The sequence below is a fragment of the Apilactobacillus quenuiae genome (assembly GCF_002994005.1).
GTDB lineage: Bacteria > Bacillota > Bacilli > Lactobacillales > Lactobacillaceae > Apilactobacillus > Apilactobacillus quenuiae.
This window is the reverse complement of the sequence record NZ_POSN01000004.1, coordinates 148,354-164,274: the sequence shown is the minus strand read 5'-3', so window position 1 is coordinate 164,274 and position 15,921 is coordinate 148,354. Positions and strand designations below refer to the sequence as shown.

The window sequence follows — 15,921 nt, the reverse complement described above, 5'->3', positions numbered from 1 at the left end:
TTCTATTCACATCATTTTAAAAATACTCTCTTGTTCAACACTTTCTTTATCAATAACTATATATTAGACAATTTTTGACTAGTCGTCAACATCATTAACTAAATTTTCAATAGATTTAATTACTTCATTAAAGTCTGGTAGTGAACCAATTTCTGGAACTATTTGGCGATAAACTACCTTACCATCTTTATCTAGAATAAAAACCATTCTGGCTAAAGCATCAATATCAGGAACATAAGTATGTGTTCCCTTACCAAAAGATAAATCCTTATCGGATAATAGTTCTATATTCTTTACACCCTTTGCAGCACACCAATTTTTTTGTTCATCAACAGTATTTTTAGAAATAGTTAAAAAGTTTACATTTGAAAAATTATCAGCTTTACGGTTAAACTTTTTAGTTTCTAAACTACAAACATCAGATGTAATATCTGGAACAGAACTAATTAGAGTAACTTTACCTAAGATATCTTTATTATTTTTGATTTCATTATTTGAATTTAAAACCTTAAAATCTGGTAATTGGTCACCAACATTCATTGGTTCTCCATCTGTATTTACCTTTTTACCTAAAAATGTTAATTCCATTTTTAACAACTCCTAATATCAATAGTTAGTAATTATAAAATATAATTTATTAGAATATTTTTCAAGTAATTAATTAAAAACATAAACTATAGTAATTCAGAGAAAACATCTTCTTTAGCGTTTAAGAAATCTTCTCCCGGTTTAATGTCAACAATTTTAACATTATCTAGAGCACGCTTCATAAGTTCTTTTACATCAATCATATTTTCACATTCTCTAGTACGATACAAATTAGGCTTAGTCCTTGGTGCCGGTGGAGTAAATACTGTACAACAATCTTCAAATGGCATAATTGATAGTTCATAAGTATCAATTTTTTCAGCAATTCTAATAATTTCAGTTTTATCTAATGAAGTTAATGGTCTTAAAACTGGCATACTAGTAATATCATTGATTGCCATCATACTTTCTAATGTTTGGGAAGCTACTTGACCTAATGATTCACCAGTAAAAATACCTTTACAATGTCTGCTAAGTGTTAGAGCAGCAGTTAGCCTTAACATCATTCGACGTTGAACAGTCATTAAATATCCTTCAGGAACTTTTTCCTTAATTTCTTCTTGTATCTCAGTAAACGGAACTTGAAGGAATTGGATATTACCACCGAAGCGAGTTAACTTTTCAGTTAATTGTTTTGCTTTCGCCAATGCTTGTTCACTAGTGTATGGAGGACTATAAAAATGAACCATATCTAGTTTTACACCACGTTTCATCCCTAAGTAAGATGCAACCGGAGAATCAATTCCACCAGATAGCATCATAGTTGCACGTCCACCAGTTCCGACTGGTAAGCCTCCAGATCCAGGAATAGTTAAGCTAGACAAAAATACTCCGTTCATTCTAAATTCTGCACGAATTGTAATATCAGGATTTTTCATTTTAGCCTTTATTCCATCAATATTATCAACAATAGCACTCCCTAATGCTTCATTAATACCGTGAGTGTCTAATGGAAAATTCTTGTCTTGACGTCTAGTATCAATCTTAAATGTCATACCTGGCTTATATTGTGCTTTAACCATTTCTAAAGCTACTTTTTTAACAGATTCAATATTTTTTTCAACCTTCATAGCGGGAGAAAAAGTTTCTATACCAAAAACATCTTTTAAACGATTAATCACTTCATCAGAATTTTCACCATTTAAAGTTACATGTAATCGATCTCTTCTGGCATTAATTTTGAGATTATCAAAATTATGCAAAACCCGTTTAACGTTCTTACCAAGTTGTTTAATAAAGTCCTTACGATTCTTACCCTTAGTAGATAACTCACCGTATCGAACCATTATCTCAGTATATTGCATCGATTTATTCCTTTCTATGAATTAAGTTTCTTAAATTTTTCATAAAGCATATCAAAAGCTTTAATAAACTTTTCAGCTTCTGCCATTGTATTATTTTCATCCAATGAAATTCTAACTGCACTTGTAGACTCTTTCTCAGGAACCTTCATTGCTGTTAAAGTACTAGAAGCTAAATGTTTTTTAGATGAACATGCACTGGTTGTAGATATAAATATTCCATAGCTTTCAAATGCATGAACAATTGTTTCACCTCTAACTCCTTTAATTGCAAAACATAATATGTGAGGAGCAAATTCATTATTGTCTTTAGAGAAAATAACAACATTGTCGAATTTTGAAATATAGTCAAAAATGAACTTCTTAATTTTTGATTGCTTTGCTACTTTTACTGTTTCATTATCAGTTAATAATCTCAAAGCTCTAGCCATTGCTGCTATCGCAGGAAGATTTTCTGTGCTACTTCTTAAGTTTTTTTCTTGTCCTCCACCTGCTAGTAAAGGTACAACTTTTTTACCACGACGCTTGTACATAAATCCTACACCACGAGGAGCATGAAATTTATGACCAGAAAAAGTTATTAAATCAGCACGGTCATTAAATATAATGTCATGCAAACCTTTACCTATTCCTTGAACTGCATCAATATGATACTGGATATTAGGATAATTTTTTAATAATTCTCCAATTTTATCAACTGGTTGAATTGAACCAACCTCATTATTAACAGCCATAATAGATACTAAGATTGTGGACTTCTTTATTGATGATTTAATATCCTCAATATTAACTTTACCATTTTCATCTACAGGTAAATAAGTAACTTCAAAACCCAATCTTTCTAGTTGCTTCATAGAATTAATTACTGCGGGATGCTCAATCGAAGAAGTAATAATGTGATTTCCATATTTTTGTTTTGCAAATGCAGTACCCTTAATGGCCCAATTATCGCCTTCAGTACCACCACTTGTAAAATATATTTCATCTGGAAAAACATGCAATATATTCGCAATCTGTTGACGAGATTGTTCTAAAAGATTAAAAGATTGCTCTCCAAATTGATGAAGACTAGATGGGTTCCCCCAAATATTTTTGCTGACTTTAGAATAAGTATCAACAACGCTCAAATCAGGTTTAGTTGTAGCACTATTATCAAAATAAATCATTATTATTTCAACCTCTTTTCATAATACTTACTCAAAGCAATAAAATAAACAATCTCATAATCATAACATAAAAAAAGAAGTAATGTTAGTTTATAAACAATACTTCTTAATTAATTTAAGCTTTTTTTGAATCATTTTGTTTGTTTTGGTAGTATTCCTTTTTTATGCGATTAAACGCTCCAGAATCAACGTTTTCAATTGCTGAAGAGATAATTTTTAAACTTTTTTCATAATCAAAATTATTATCAAAGTAATCTTTAGCTTCAACACAAGCAGAATTTACTTCCTCATTATTGTTTCTATAGCGATTAGCATATTGCATCAATCGTTCAGCTAAAATTGCATTATCTACTATTTCTTCAGTGTCAGAAATTAATTCTTCCATAGCTTTATCCATAGTAGATAACTTTTTATTAATTTCATCCATACTAATTTTCACTTGATTAATAGTAGAACCTAGTTCAGAAACCTTCTTATATGAATATTTATACTTTTCAATAAAATCTTCTTGCAAACCAGGCAAATTTAAATTATCAATCTTACGACGAATGTTTAACAATTGAAAATCAAATTTTTGAATGGTTTCACGTGCTGAATTTTCTTCATCGTTTAAATCAGCAACAGAATCATTAATATCTTTTTGTTCTTTTTCAATTGCACTTAATTGTTTTTTAGAATCTTGTTGATGAGATTGAACTTCAGAATAAACAGCTTTTTTATCCATAATAAGTTGGTAATCATTATTATAAACACTTTCAATTTGATGAATTCTTTTCGCAAATAATTTAGATTTTTTAACCTCATCATGTTCTAATGTATAATTCTTACTTAGTTGCTCCAATTCTGAAATCAACATATGATTTTGCCGACGGGCATGATAAATGTAATCGTAAACTAGCTTAATGTTTTTTCTAACCTTACGTTTAGCGATAACTTCTTTTTCCATCATTTCATACATAGAATCAATAATTTTTTCAATTTTATAGTTTTCTTGTTTAACATCATCAATTTTCAATTCAGAAAGTAAAGCAATCGATTTATCAATTGCTGATTTTATTATTTCAATATTTTCATCAATATTATCATCTGAAAAATTATAATCAGTTTCAATCATAGTTCTATGTCCACGATCAATTTCATCAATTTGTTTTGGAAAATCTTTAGATAGAGATAAATATAATTTAGGTATCTCCTTCATTAATGAATAAATCGTTTCAATTTGCTTGATCAAACTATTTAAAATATCATCAGCTGTATATTGATCACCTGATTCAACCGTTTTAATAAACTTTTGATAATCAGATTTAATGTTACTTAACTCATCTTCAATTTTATCACTACTAGGACCATAAGAATAATTCTTAGATAAAATATTTTTATTTAAGTCTTTAATCTGTTTATCTAATTCATCAATGGCTCTTGTATGCTGATCATCTAGGTCTTTAAGTTTGTTTAAGCCATCATCAATTTCATTCATAGAATCTTCAAATTTATTAAGGGTAATAATAGATTCAGATAATAATGATTTAGCCTTTAATAGACTAAATACTTTAGCATTACTATTTGCGTCATTTAATGCAACATTGACGCTTGGTAACTCATCATCAATGATTCTTTCATATTTTTCTTTATAATCATTAAACTGATCAAATGAATCACCTGTCAAATTTAATTTAGAAGTAGCCTCAATATTATCACCAATTGGCGTTTTACTTAAGGTTTCCTTTTTATTAATAGCATCTTGAATTTTTTTCAAAACACTCTTTCGATAAACAACTAATATTAGTATAACTATTATAGCAAATACTAATATAGCAGACATTGTCACAACCATTTTATTATATGTCCCCTTATTTTCATTTAATAATATTTTTTATTTGTAATTTTTTTTTAATAATAATAGAATATTTTCATATATGTTTAAATTATATCAGTATGTAAAGATTATTAAAATACCAAATAGGCAATTTATAAGGTAGGTAAGCACATATGAGTGAAATTAAATCAATGATCGCTAAACAATTAGATGCACTTTTAATTAATGAAGATAATAATATTGCTAACATGGCAAATGCATCTGCACTTTTAATGCAAAATATTCAAAATATCAGTTGGGCTGGTTTCTATTTATATGAAGAGCAAAAAGATGAATTGATTCTTGGACCATTTCAAGGAAAAGTGGCATGTGTCCATATCAAAAATGGTAATGGAGTTTGCGGCACTGTTCTTAAAGAACAAAAAGTACAACGTATCAAAAATGTAAATAATTTTCCTGGTCATATTGCTTGTGATTCAGACAGTAAATCCGAAATTGTTATTCCCATTACTAAAAATGGTAATAAATTTGGAGTACTAGATATAGATGCTCCTATTTTAAATCGCTTTTCAATGGAAGATGAAATTATATTAAAGGAATTTACAAAAGTATTCACCAATCATTTGAACATTGACAAATTATAATAATGAAAGTAAAATACCTTTTGTGTAAAATAATGCAGCAATATACGGTAAGCTCGTCAACATATTGATGCCGCAACATTGGTCCTACTAGTAACTTCACGGCTGCTGAAGCGAAAGTCGCAAAACAATATGCACGAATACTAAGTATATAAAGGATTATTTTACTCCAAAACAAATTTATTGGAGGATATTTTTATGTCTAGATATACAGGTCCTAGTTGGAGAATTTCACGTCGTCTTGGTATTTCATTATCAGGTACTGGTAAAGAATTAGCTCGTCGTCCTTACGCACCAGGTGATCATGGTCAAGGTCGTCGTGGTAAATTATCCGAATATGGTACTCAATTAAAGGAAAAACAAAAATTACGTTACATGTATGGTTTAACTGAACGTCAATTCTCAAAATTATTTACCCGTGCAGGTAAAATTAAAGAAGGACGTCACGGTGATAACTTCATGGTATTACTAGAACGTAGACTAGATAATGTTGTTTACCGTTTAGGTTTAGCAACTACTCGTCGCCAAGCTCGTCAATTAGTAAACCACGGTCACATTACTGTAGATGGTAAACGTATTGATATTCCTTCATATGAAGTAAAAGTTGGTCAAGTTGTTTCAGTTCGTGAAAAATCAAAAGATCTACAAATCATTAAAGATGCTGTGGACGCCGTTGTTGGCCGTCCACAATATGTATCATTTGATGCTGATAAACTTGAAGGTTCAATCACTAGATTACCTCAACGTGATGAAATGAATGCTGATATTGATGCTTCACTTATTGTTGAATACTACAACAAACTATAATTCAATTTTCTTTTTCATCAAAAGTGTTTTGCTTATGCAAAGCACTTTTTTTGTTGCCATTATTTAATAAATGATAAAATAGTAACTATTAAGTGTAATAAAAGGAGTTTTATTATGAGTGAAAATAATGTAAATGATAGATTAGAACAATCTTCAATGGGAGGAACTCCTAAAGTAAATCCTGACGAACAAAGAAAATATTTGGGAACTTTTAGAGAAAGAGTTTCATTTGCAATTAAAATAAAAGATTTAAGTAATTCTAACGCTGTTCAAGATTTAAAAAAAGAATTTGATGATAACTCTAGTTATCAATTAATACTAAACGGAAATTTATCACATGATTTAATTTCCCCTTTTATTAAATTAGCTTCACAAAATAATATAAAATTTGTTATAAAAACAGATTCATTCTATAAAACAGAACCTGAAAACTACGGTGTTGTTTACGCTAATAAACAATCTATTAATATTAACAATATTGATTTTGAAAATAAATATAATCATGATGATAATTCTTCAGAAAATAGTTCTAATGAACAGAATTCAAAATCTTCATTTATAGATAAAATTAAAAATATTTTTAAATAACTAAGGTGGTGATTTTTTGCATCCTTTAGCTTATCGAATGCGGCCCAAAAAAATTGAAGACATCGTGGGACAGCAACATTTAGTTGGCCATGGCAAAATTATCAATCGAATGGTTAAAGCAAAGATACTATCATCAATGATTTTATATGGTCCTCCTGGAACTGGAAAGACTAGTATTGCAAGCGCAATTGCTGGTTCTACAAAATATGCTTTTCGACAATTAAATGCTGCTACTGACACTAAAAAGGATCTTCAAATAGTTGCAGAAGAAGCTAAAATGTCTGGTACCGTAGTACTGCTTTTAGATGAAATACATCGATTAGATAAAACTAAACAAGATTTTCTACTTCCCCTTTTAGAAAGTGGAAATATTATTTTAATTGGTGCTACAACCGAAAATCCATATATAAACATTAATCCCGCCATCAGAAGCAGAACTCAAATTTTTGAAGTCCATCCCCTAAAACCTGATGATATTCATAATGCAATAATAAAAGCTTTAGAAGATAAAAATAACGGTTTAGGTAAAATGAATATAAAAATTGATAAGAATGCAATGAACTTTTTAATAAATAATACTAATGGCGACTTAAGAAGTGCATTAAATGCTTTAGAATTAGCTGCAAAGTCTACTAATCCAAATAACAATAATTTGATAGAAATTAAATTGAAAGATATAGAATCATGTTTACAAAAAAAGGCTTTGAATCAAGATAAAAATGGTGATGCTCATTATAATGTTGTTTCAGCGTTTCAAAAATCCATACGCGGATCTGATGTAAATGCTGCTTTGCATTATGCAGCTAGGTTATTGGAATCTGGAGATATTAACTCGATTAGTCGTAGATTAATGGTGATTGCATATGAAGACATTGGGCTTGCTAATCCCCCTGCTTGTTCTAGAGCAGTTGAAGCTATCAATGCAGCCAATAAGGTTGGTTTACCAGAAGCAAGAATTCCAATAGCAGATACTATTATTGAATTATCATTATCACCAAAATCTAATTCTGGGATTAATGCTATTGATAGTGCTATTGAACGCATTAAAAATGGAAATTATGGAGAGGTTCCTAATCACTTAAAGGATTCTCATTACGCTGGAGCAAAAGAATTAGGTCATGGTATTGAATATAAGTATGCACATGATTATCCAAATGATTGGGTTAAACAGCAATACTTACCTGATAAAATAAAAAAAGACGAATATTATAAACCAAAAAGTAACGGTAAAATTGAAACAGCTTATAAACGGCAGTACGAAAAACTAATTAATGCACAAAGAAAAAAGTAATGGAGGAACAAGATGATTATTACAATTTTGATGACTATCTTTACAATAATTCTATTAATAATAGGATTGTATTTATATAAACACCGTAATAAGCCATTCATGTTACTGCGTCCTGAAAACAATCAGTTACTAAGTTCAATGGTTAAATATTATGGGATAATTTTTATTGGATTATCAATAATGTCTCTAATATCAGTAATAATAAACATCATGTATTTTATTATCACTATATTAATTATCAGTTGTATAATGTCTTTAGTGATGGAATTAACATTAATTAAGTTCTTACCACAAAAATAATTGTTGAGGTGAATAATATGTTAAAAAACTATGAACAAATTTTAGTTCCAATTGATGGATCAAAATATTCTAAGTTAGCTTTCAATAAAGCAGTAGAAGTAGCCAAAAGAAATAATGCTGGACTACACATTGCACATGTTATTGATACAAGAGTTTTTAACGATTTAGCCGCTTTCGATACATCAATGCTAGATGAATTAACTTCTGATACAAAAAAGACATTAGATAAATATAAGAAAAATGCAACTGATGCTGGAATAAAAAATGTTGATTATGTTATTGAATATGGAATGCCCAAATCAATTATTGCTAAGGATTTAGTAAAAAGGTTTAATACTGATTTAATTATAATTGGTGCAAATGGTAAGAATATGACCGAAAGACTTTTGATTGGATCAGTTGCATCATATGTCACACGGTCAGCTAAATGTGATGTTTTAATGGTTAAAACAGATTTACAAAACAAATAATAAATAACATTATAATAAGGTTATTTTAATGTTTTATAGATAATAAAAGTAGCTTCAAATTATACTATTCTAATTGGTAAATATAGTATAATTTGAGGCTACTTTTTTGTATGAATAATTACAAGATTAGTTAAATGATAAGTTCTTATCTATTCTAAATTGTGTTTTTTTATGATTTTTTGAAAATTGTTTGGTAATTTGATACCTGATTTACATATATAATTACATAAATTATTAAATTGACTATCATCAGGTCTATTCTTTTTGTGATCCCTTAAAATAATTTCAAAAGTTGAAATAAAAGCCATTTCTCGATATTCAATTAAATTAAATATGCATTTAGCATCTTTAAATCTATGCATTTTATATAAGACATAATGAAGTTTATTATAAGCATCCTTCACATATTCTAAAGAGTGATCAATATTATTATCTTTACATGATCTAATAACCACTAAAGCATTATTAATATAATAATTAGATTCATCATAGTTTTTTACTAAGTAATATAGTTTAGCAAGATAACTACATATCCAAATATAATATGATAGATGCTTTTTATCTTTATATAAACAATAATAGGCATTCAACATTAATGAGATGGCTTCAGTACAATCTTTTTGTTGATGAAATTTAATGTACCCACTATAAAAATAATATTTACCTTTTGTAAAAGTATCATCAATATTACAAGTAATAATTCCATCTAAACAATTTTTAGCAGAATCTAATCTGCCATCGATAATATATTCATAAATTGTGTTTAATTTACGATGTGTTAATTGAAAAGTATCATTAGAAAAGTTTTCAATAGGAATATTTAATATATCAGATATTAAAGAAATTGTATTCAAATCAGTTTTATGATTACCATTTTCAATATTACTAATAGTTGTTTGAGTACAATTGATTCTTCTAGCTAATTCAACTTGAGTAATGCCCATATTAATTCTGGACTTTTTAATTAATGCGCCACTTTTCTGCATGGTGGTTAAGTTATATATACACCCTGTTGTGTATACCCTTTCATAAATATGTGTACTTATTTATAATACCCTTTTATTATTTTTAATCAATACTTTTTTATCGATTATGATAAAAACATTTTATTTCATGATCATTAATTACGCCAATAACTTGATAAAATGAGTATAGCGTTTTATTCCCAATTCTTTTAAATCCCATTTTCTTAAATTTATATACATATTGTGCTATAAAATCATCTACATATTTACAATCATCTTCATTTAATAGATGATCTAGTGTACTATAATTAAATGGCTTCCATATAAAATTTTTAAAGTTAATAGATTTACATATCTTTGCATTATAAATAATTGCTTCTATCTTTTTTTGGTTCCTAATGATTTTTTGATTACTCAATAAACGATGAATATCATTATTATCATAATTAGAAATTTTTTCAATATCAAAATAATCAAAAGCTTTTATAATTTCATTTCTTTTGTTCAAAATCAATGTCCATTTTAATCCAGCTTGTATGATTTCAAGTGATAATTTTTCAAATAATTTCTGATTGTTAGTTTCTTTAACTCCCCATTCTTTATCATGATATATTAATAATTTTAAATTACTTTTTGCCCAAGTACATCTTTCAACCAAAAATATACACTCCCATTCAAAATATGAGATACGAATTTTATTTAAAATTATTTTAAACTAAAAAAAGCACTCGACAGAGTGCTTAAAAAAATATTATGACAATGGTTTAAAGTCATGAATAATATTGGATTGGCGATCAAATTCAGCATATGCTAAATCAATTAACCGATCAATCAATTCAGTATAGCTGATACCTGATGATTCCCATAGTTGTGGGTACAAACTAATATTAGTAAATCCAGGAAGTGTATTAACTTCTCCAAGATATGGTACATCATCCTTAGATACTAAGAAATCAATTCGAGCCATCCCTTTAAGTCCCAATGCTTTATATGCTCTTAGAGCCATGTCAGTAATTTCATCAGATAATTCTGTTGAAACATCTACTGGGATATCAAAGATAACTTGACTAGCATCAACAAACTTGTTGTCATAAGTATAAAATTTATCCTGTTTAGGAACTCTAATTGCACCTAACTTAGAAGCAATAGGTTTTTCATTTCCTAAAATGGAAATTTCCAATTCTTCTGGACCATCTATTGATTGTTCAGCAAGAATTTTATAATCATATCTAAATGCATCTCTTAACCCATCTTCAAATTCTTTTTCGTTAGTAATCTTATGAATACCAACTGATGAACCTTGATTAGCTGGTTTTAGAAAAATAACATCACCAAATTTTGCTTGCAACTTAGCATATGACCATTCATCTTTATTATCAGGAGTAATTAATTGATAATTAGTATTTCTAACGTTTGCAAGATTTAACATTTTTTTAGTAATATCTTTATCAAATCCCATTGCTGATTCTAAGATACCACTACCAACATATGGTTTATGTAATAATCTTAATAAACCTTGAATAGTACCATCTTCACCCAAATTACCATGAATGATAGGGAAAAATACATCAATGTCATGAACTTCTGATAAGTTTTTAATTGGTGCCAAAGGATCTGAAAAGTCTAATTTGGTCATTTCTTCTTTTACAACATCGTCTTCGGATTCACCATTAAAAACGCGATGAGAAGCTTCATTGCTTAAGATAATTCCCTTCTTAGTAAGTAAAAATAAACTAATATCATATTTTTCTTTATCCATTGCATCATAAATGTTATGTGCTGAACGTTTTGAAACATCATGTTCTGATGAATCCCCACCAAATAATAGTGCTAAATGTGTTTTATTTGCCATTTTTATAACCGTCCTATAATTAATCTTTGAAACTATAGTATACCATACTTTTATAAATGATGTATTATCTATTTAACTGTTGTAGTTTAGTTATTTTATAATTAGCTATTAAAAAAATAGAAAACATAATAATTAGACATACTAATGTAAAATTAGGGTTATACATTGCCACCCCACTATAATTATTTTGAATTAATGGCTGATTATTAAATCCAGCAATAAATCCAGATACAAGATCTAATACAAAATTGGCATTAATAGAAATCATAATTTTAGCAAAAATATCATAATAACTTGGATTAGATAATAAGAAACAAAAAGAAATAAACATTGATATCATAAAAATATGAATGATAAATTTCCATAAATTAGAAAATAGAGATAAAAAGCTTCCCCATGTATTAAATACTAAAATAAAAAAGAAAATTACGAAAAATGTCATTAAAAAAATTGAAATTGTATTATAAAAATTAATATTAAAATAATTGTCATATTGTTTAGAATACAATTCATCCATAGAAATATGAAAAATAAATTTGTCTATCAAATTTTCTAAAAGATTAAATAAATCTGATATTACAGAAAAAAATAATATTAATTTAATTTTCAATTTAAAAAAGTTCTTTCTGCTAATGGAATTTTGGATAGCTAATTTAAAGTTTTTATAATTAAAAACGAAAAGCAAAATGATTATTAAATTAAATACTGTCCACAAAGGAATCGATATAAAAACCTCGTGTAAAAGACTAAATAAGTCCATATCTGTTCTTGTAATTCCTGTAATAAATAAATCCCATAAAAAAAGTAATAAAACAACTAAAGAAGAAATGAATAAATATTTTTTTGTAATATGTTTAAAGAGTATTTGTTCCTTCATTGTTATATCTCCTTATTCTATCTATTTAATTGTTGTAGTTTAGTTATTTTATAATTAATGCAACTCAAAACAAAACTGGATGCTAGTAATGTTAGAATAGCATTTATCGGATTAGCGTTAGCTAATGCGTGTCTTTGATCTATATCTATAGTTTTAAATCCAGATATAAACTTAAAGATAGGTACAACATGTAAATCATCCATTATTCTTACAAAATATTCATAGAAACCTTCATGAGCAATTCCAATAAAAAATGAAATCATTAATCCAATCAGTAACAAATATATAATAAATTTAACCATACGATTGAATAATGACATTAAGCTTCCCCACGTATTCAATAGAACAATTAAAAATAACATCATACAAAAGTAAGCTATAAACATAAAAATTAAATTTAATATGTAAACATTAAAGAACTGAAAATAACTAGATATATAAAAAGAAGATAAATAAGACTTATCAAAAGTATAAATTATCATAGTAATGATAAAACTAAATATACTAGATAAAAAAGCACTAAATATAATTACAATCATTTTTACTTTCCAAAACTGGTTTCTACTAATACCACTTTGAATGGCTAATTTAAAATTACCATAATTTCTAGATAATAGTACAATAAAGCATAATCCTACACAAGCAGATAATGAATTAAGTATTATAAAAAATGTATCTTTTGAAGGTCCTCCAAAAATAACATTAGAAAAACATATAAAAACGATGACCAATAAACATATAAATAAGTTTTGCTGATTAATTTTTTTAAATAATGATCTTGATTTCATTAATAGTATCCTCCTTAAACCTTATTTTCTTATTTGAGATTTTTTAGTTAACTTATAATTAACAAATAATAATAAACACGTAAGCAAAATTAGAGTTAATGCAATGTTAATTGGATTACCATTATTACCATTCGATGCATTAAGGCCCATTAAGACATTAAAGATTTTTTGTAAGTTGTGACCCCCATTTAAAAATTCACTGTAAACTCCGATAGAAGAAAAAATCAATAAATATAGAAAATATCTCATAATAAGATTTTTATATAAAGCTAATTTTTGCATAATTATTAATCACCTTCACTTCCATCCATTAAGTTAACAATTAATTTTTGCAGTTCCATTTTATTAATTTCAACACCACTAGGAACTTCTTTTTCTGGTAATGACCCCATAACATGAATAGTTTCATATTGACCCAATGATTCTTTTCCAATAATATCTAAGCCGCTAACATATTTATTAACCAAATCAGCTGGTCCATTAATTGAATATGCTTTGGATCTAATATTATCAGCAGAATCATTCAAAACTATTCTTCCATTATCAATCATTACAACATCACTAACTAATTTGTCTATTTCTTCAATGATATGAGTAGAAATAATAAAAGTTCTAGGATTGTCTGTATAGGATTCAATTAATTCACGATAGAAAATATCACGATTTCTAGCATCTAAACCTAAAGTAGGTTCATCAAGCATGATAAATTCACATGGTACACATAATGCAATGATTATTTTCATAATAGATTTATAACCAGTTGATAGTTTATTAAAGCGACTTTTAGTATTTAATTGAAATTCTTTAATCAGTTTATTTTGTAAATCAACATCATATCCCTTATACATTGATTGAACGAATTTAAAAGTCTTAGCTACCTTCTCATTTTTTGGATACATATTATTCTGGTTCATATAATAAATTTTTGACAAAGCATTATCATTATCATGAACATTTTCACCATCTAATAAAACTTTTCCATTAGTTGGAAAATTATAATCAGCAATAATACTCATTAGAGTGGATTTACCAGCTCCATTTTCACCAAATAATCCGTATATTTTATTAGATAAAAACGATACATTAATGTCTTTTAAGACCTTTTGTTTACCAAATTTGAAATTTCTATTTAAATTTTGAACTTCTAGTTTATCCATTGTCATAACCCCTCTTTATTAATTCTAAAATGTCGTCTTTTGATAAATGTAATTTTTTAGATTCATTAATTAAATTTACAACATAATCATGATAAAAATGTTCGCGACGTTCATTAATTACTCTTTGTTGAGCACCATAAGTAACAAATGTTCCACGTCCTCTTTGTTTTTCTAATAAATTATTATTTACCAAAAGGTTCATTCCTTTTAGTACAGTTGCTGGATTGATTTGAAATGTTTTTGATATTTCTGTCGTTGATGGAATCTGAGTTCCCTCTTTAAAAGCCCCTGTAAAAATAGCATCTTCAATTTGATTAGACACTTGTAAAAAGATTGGTTCTGGACTTTGAAAATCAAATTGCATGTAAGCACCTCCTAATGCAATTTAAGTTAGTTGCTTATATAACTAACTATATATATATCAAATAGTTTTGTCAACAAAAAAAGTACCCAAAGATGAGTACTTAATAAAATATTATATTATTTTTCGGCAGGTAAAACCGCACCTTTATATTTTTCATTAATCCAATGTTGAGTTGATTTAGATTGCAATGCCTTGACTAATAGTTTAATTTCACGATTATTATGATCATTGTGTCTAGCAACTACAATATTATTATAAGGAGAATCTTTCGTTGCTTTTTGTAAAGCAATAGATTGTTTATCTGGTTGTAAGCCACCTTGTACAGCGTAATTTGAATTAATAGCTACCGCATCACCTTCACCATTATTATAAATTAATGGCATAATCTTAGGCTCATATCCAGTTTGAAATTTTAAGTGTTTAGGATTATATGAAATATCACTAAAAGTTGCTTGAGAAATATTAACACCTTTTTTAATTTTAACTAACCCTTGTTGCTGGAATAATTGAATAATTCTGCCATAATCAGGAGCATTACTGCTTACTAAAATTTTGGATCCATTTTTTAATTGGGATAACTTCTTTACTTTCTTAGAATAAATTCCAATTGGTTCCAAATGAACAGCACCCATGTTTACTAAATTTGCATCATTTTGCTTATTCCATTGATCTAAAAATGCGGGTGTTTGAAAATAATTTGCATCTAGTTGTTTACCAATTAAAGCGCGATTAGGTAATACATAATCCTGAAATGTGACAATATCCAGTTTTATACCTTCCTTTTTTAGGATAGGTTCAACATGCCTTAATATTTCAGCATGAGGAATATTAGAAGCACCTACTCTTAAAGTATTTTTAGCTTTATAATTACCAGGTCCTAAAAATAATAAAATAATAAATAAAATTATTACTGAACCGAAGGATACAATTTTTTTCATAATCAATCCTCC

General features: G+C 27.5%; 18 protein-coding genes and 1 other annotated feature (1 of these 19 only partly in view). Of the genes, 6 read left to right on the top strand and 12 right to left on the bottom strand.

The window, feature by feature from the left end; translation table 11 throughout:
- Nucleotides 1–47, bottom strand: a binding site (T-box leader); it reaches 173 nt to the left of the window's first position.
- A gap of 31 nt (nt 48–78) precedes the next feature.
- The 4 genes from C7N44_RS06810 to C7N44_RS06795 all read right to left on the bottom strand — a co-directional run bounded on the left by C7N44_RS06810 (nt 79) and on the right by C7N44_RS06795 (nt 4,889).
- On the bottom strand, nt 79–588 hold the full coding sequence (locus C7N44_RS06810) for a thiol peroxidase (RefSeq protein WP_105957161.1): 510 nt from the start codon (nt 586–588) through the stop codon (nt 79–81).
- Between the two features lie 86 nt (nt 589–674).
- Nucleotides 675–1,892, bottom strand: a complete 1,218-nt coding sequence (gene thiI, locus C7N44_RS06805; RefSeq protein ID WP_105957160.1) for a tRNA uracil 4-sulfurtransferase ThiI — start codon at nt 1,890–1,892, stop codon at nt 675–677.
- Between the two features lie 14 nt (nt 1,893–1,906).
- On the bottom strand, nt 1,907–3,055 hold the full coding sequence (locus tag C7N44_RS06800) for a cysteine desulfurase family protein (protein ID WP_105957159.1): 1,149 nt from the start codon (nt 3,053–3,055) through the stop codon (nt 1,907–1,909).
- 115 nt (nt 3,056–3,170) lie between these two features.
- Complete coding sequence (locus C7N44_RS06795; protein ID WP_105957158.1) at nt 3,171–4,889, bottom strand: septation ring formation regulator EzrA; 1,719 nt, start codon at nt 4,887–4,889, stop codon at nt 3,171–3,173.
- 155 nt (nt 4,890–5,044) lie between these two features.
- Between C7N44_RS06795 and C7N44_RS06790 the strand changes: the two genes are divergently transcribed.
- The 6 genes from C7N44_RS06790 (at nt 5,045) to C7N44_RS06770 (ending at nt 8,968) form a co-directional block, all read left to right on the top strand.
- Nucleotides 5,045–5,515 (top strand): GAF domain-containing protein, encoded by a 471-nt coding sequence (locus C7N44_RS06790; RefSeq protein WP_105957157.1) that lies wholly within the window; start codon nt 5,045–5,047, stop codon nt 5,513–5,515.
- 195 nt (nt 5,516–5,710) lie between these two features.
- The gene (gene rpsD / locus C7N44_RS06785; RefSeq protein ID WP_105957156.1) at nt 5,711–6,319 is read left to right on the top strand and encodes a 30S ribosomal protein S4; all 609 of its coding nucleotides are present in this window, start codon (nt 5,711–5,713) and stop codon (nt 6,317–6,319) included.
- A 114-nt stretch (nt 6,320–6,433) separates the two neighbouring features.
- Nucleotides 6,434–6,907 (top strand): YueI family protein, encoded by a 474-nt coding sequence (locus C7N44_RS06780; RefSeq protein WP_105957155.1) that lies wholly within the window; start codon nt 6,434–6,436, stop codon nt 6,905–6,907.
- A gap of 37 nt (nt 6,908–6,944) precedes the next feature.
- Nucleotides 6,945–8,198: a replication-associated recombination protein A gene (locus tag C7N44_RS06775; protein WP_105957218.1), complete on the top strand. Its 1,254-nt coding sequence runs from the start codon at nt 6,945–6,947 to the stop codon at nt 8,196–8,198.
- Between the two features lie 12 nt (nt 8,199–8,210).
- Nucleotides 8,211–8,498, top strand: a complete 288-nt coding sequence (locus tag C7N44_RS08030) for a hypothetical protein (protein ID WP_157945063.1) — start codon at nt 8,211–8,213, stop codon at nt 8,496–8,498.
- A gap of 17 nt (nt 8,499–8,515) precedes the next feature.
- Nucleotides 8,516–8,968: a universal stress protein gene (locus C7N44_RS06770; RefSeq protein ID WP_105957154.1), complete on the top strand. Its 453-nt coding sequence runs from the start codon at nt 8,516–8,518 to the stop codon at nt 8,966–8,968.
- A gap of 149 nt (nt 8,969–9,117) precedes the next feature.
- On the opposite strand, the gene C7N44_RS06765 is transcribed toward C7N44_RS06770, so the two are convergent.
- From C7N44_RS06765 to C7N44_RS06725, 8 genes are all read right to left on the bottom strand, one after another.
- The gene (locus C7N44_RS06765) at nt 9,118–9,954 is read right to left on the bottom strand and encodes a helix-turn-helix transcriptional regulator (protein WP_105957153.1); all 837 of its coding nucleotides are present in this window, start codon (nt 9,952–9,954) and stop codon (nt 9,118–9,120) included.
- Nucleotides 9,955–10,051: 97 nt separating this feature from the next.
- Entirely contained in the window at nt 10,052–10,591 is a 540-nt protein-coding gene (locus tag C7N44_RS06760; RefSeq protein WP_157945062.1) for a DNA-3-methyladenine glycosylase I, read from the bottom strand.
- Between the two features lie 93 nt (nt 10,592–10,684).
- Entirely contained in the window at nt 10,685–11,785 is a 1,101-nt protein-coding gene (locus C7N44_RS06755; RefSeq protein WP_105957151.1) for a D-alanine--D-alanine ligase family protein, read from the bottom strand.
- A 64-nt stretch (nt 11,786–11,849) separates the two neighbouring features.
- Nucleotides 11,850–12,662: a hypothetical protein gene (locus C7N44_RS06750; protein WP_105957150.1), complete on the bottom strand. Its 813-nt coding sequence runs from the start codon at nt 12,660–12,662 to the stop codon at nt 11,850–11,852.
- A 17-nt stretch (nt 12,663–12,679) separates the two neighbouring features.
- The gene (locus C7N44_RS06745; RefSeq protein ID WP_105957149.1) at nt 12,680–13,450 is read right to left on the bottom strand and encodes a hypothetical protein; all 771 of its coding nucleotides are present in this window, start codon (nt 13,448–13,450) and stop codon (nt 12,680–12,682) included.
- 287 nt (nt 13,451–13,737) lie between these two features.
- Nucleotides 13,738–14,607 (bottom strand): ATP-binding cassette domain-containing protein, encoded by an 870-nt coding sequence (locus C7N44_RS06735; protein ID WP_157945061.1) that lies wholly within the window; start codon nt 14,605–14,607, stop codon nt 13,738–13,740.
- Complete coding sequence (locus C7N44_RS06730; protein WP_105957146.1) at nt 14,600–14,971, bottom strand: GntR family transcriptional regulator; 372 nt, start codon at nt 14,969–14,971, stop codon at nt 14,600–14,602. The genes C7N44_RS06735 and C7N44_RS06730 overlap by 8 nt, the downstream gene beginning before the upstream one ends.
- 116 nt (nt 14,972–15,087) lie before the next feature.
- Nucleotides 15,088–15,909, bottom strand: a complete 822-nt coding sequence (locus C7N44_RS06725; RefSeq protein ID WP_105957145.1) for a MetQ/NlpA family ABC transporter substrate-binding protein — start codon at nt 15,907–15,909, stop codon at nt 15,088–15,090.
- Nucleotides 15,910–15,921 lie beyond the last annotated feature (12 nt).

What these genes read in the sequence shown, in the direction of transcription:
- C7N44_RS06745 (WP_105957149.1), bottom strand. Translation starts at nt 13,450, where the DNA reads ATGAAATCAAGATCATTATTTAAAAAAATTAATCAGCAAAACTTATTT.
- C7N44_RS08030 (WP_157945063.1), top strand. Translation starts at nt 8,211, where the DNA reads ATGATTATTACAATTTTGATGACTATCTTTACAATAATTCTATTAATA.
- C7N44_RS06800 (WP_105957159.1), bottom strand. Translation starts at nt 3,055, where the DNA reads ATGATTTATTTTGATAATAGTGCTACAACTAAACCTGATTTGAGCGTT.
- C7N44_RS06810 (WP_105957161.1), bottom strand. Translation starts at nt 588, where the DNA reads ATGGAATTAACATTTTTAGGTAAAAAGGTAAATACAGATGGAGAACCA.
- C7N44_RS06775 (WP_105957218.1), top strand. Translation starts at nt 6,945, where the DNA reads ATGCGGCCCAAAAAAATTGAAGACATCGTGGGACAGCAACATTTAGTT.
- C7N44_RS06725 (WP_105957145.1), bottom strand. Translation starts at nt 15,909, where the DNA reads ATGAAAAAAATTGTATCCTTCGGTTCAGTAATAATTTTATTTATTATT.
- C7N44_RS06755 (WP_105957151.1), bottom strand. Translation starts at nt 11,785, where the DNA reads ATGGCAAATAAAACACATTTAGCACTATTATTTGGTGGGGATTCATCA.
- C7N44_RS06750 (WP_105957150.1), bottom strand. Translation starts at nt 12,662, where the DNA reads ATGAAGGAACAAATACTCTTTAAACATATTACAAAAAAATATTTATTC.
- C7N44_RS06765 (WP_105957153.1), bottom strand. Translation starts at nt 9,954, where the DNA reads ATGCAGAAAAGTGGCGCATTAATTAAAAAGTCCAGAATTAATATGGGC.
- C7N44_RS06730 (WP_105957146.1), bottom strand. Translation starts at nt 14,971, where the DNA reads ATGCAATTTGATTTTCAAAGTCCAGAACCAATCTTTTTACAAGTGTCT.
- C7N44_RS06790 (WP_105957157.1), top strand. Translation starts at nt 5,045, where the DNA reads ATGAGTGAAATTAAATCAATGATCGCTAAACAATTAGATGCACTTTTA.
- C7N44_RS06780 (WP_105957155.1), top strand. Translation starts at nt 6,434, where the DNA reads ATGAGTGAAAATAATGTAAATGATAGATTAGAACAATCTTCAATGGGA.
- C7N44_RS06735 (WP_157945061.1), bottom strand. Translation starts at nt 14,607, where the DNA reads ATGGATAAACTAGAAGTTCAAAATTTAAATAGAAATTTCAAATTTGGT.
- C7N44_RS06770 (WP_105957154.1), top strand. Translation starts at nt 8,516, where the DNA reads ATGTTAAAAAACTATGAACAAATTTTAGTTCCAATTGATGGATCAAAA.
- rpsD (WP_105957156.1), top strand. Translation starts at nt 5,711, where the DNA reads ATGTCTAGATATACAGGTCCTAGTTGGAGAATTTCACGTCGTCTTGGT.
- thiI (WP_105957160.1), bottom strand. Translation starts at nt 1,892, where the DNA reads ATGCAATATACTGAGATAATGGTTCGATACGGTGAGTTATCTACTAAG.
- C7N44_RS06795 (WP_105957158.1), bottom strand. Translation starts at nt 4,889, where the DNA reads ATGGTTGTGACAATGTCTGCTATATTAGTATTTGCTATAATAGTTATA.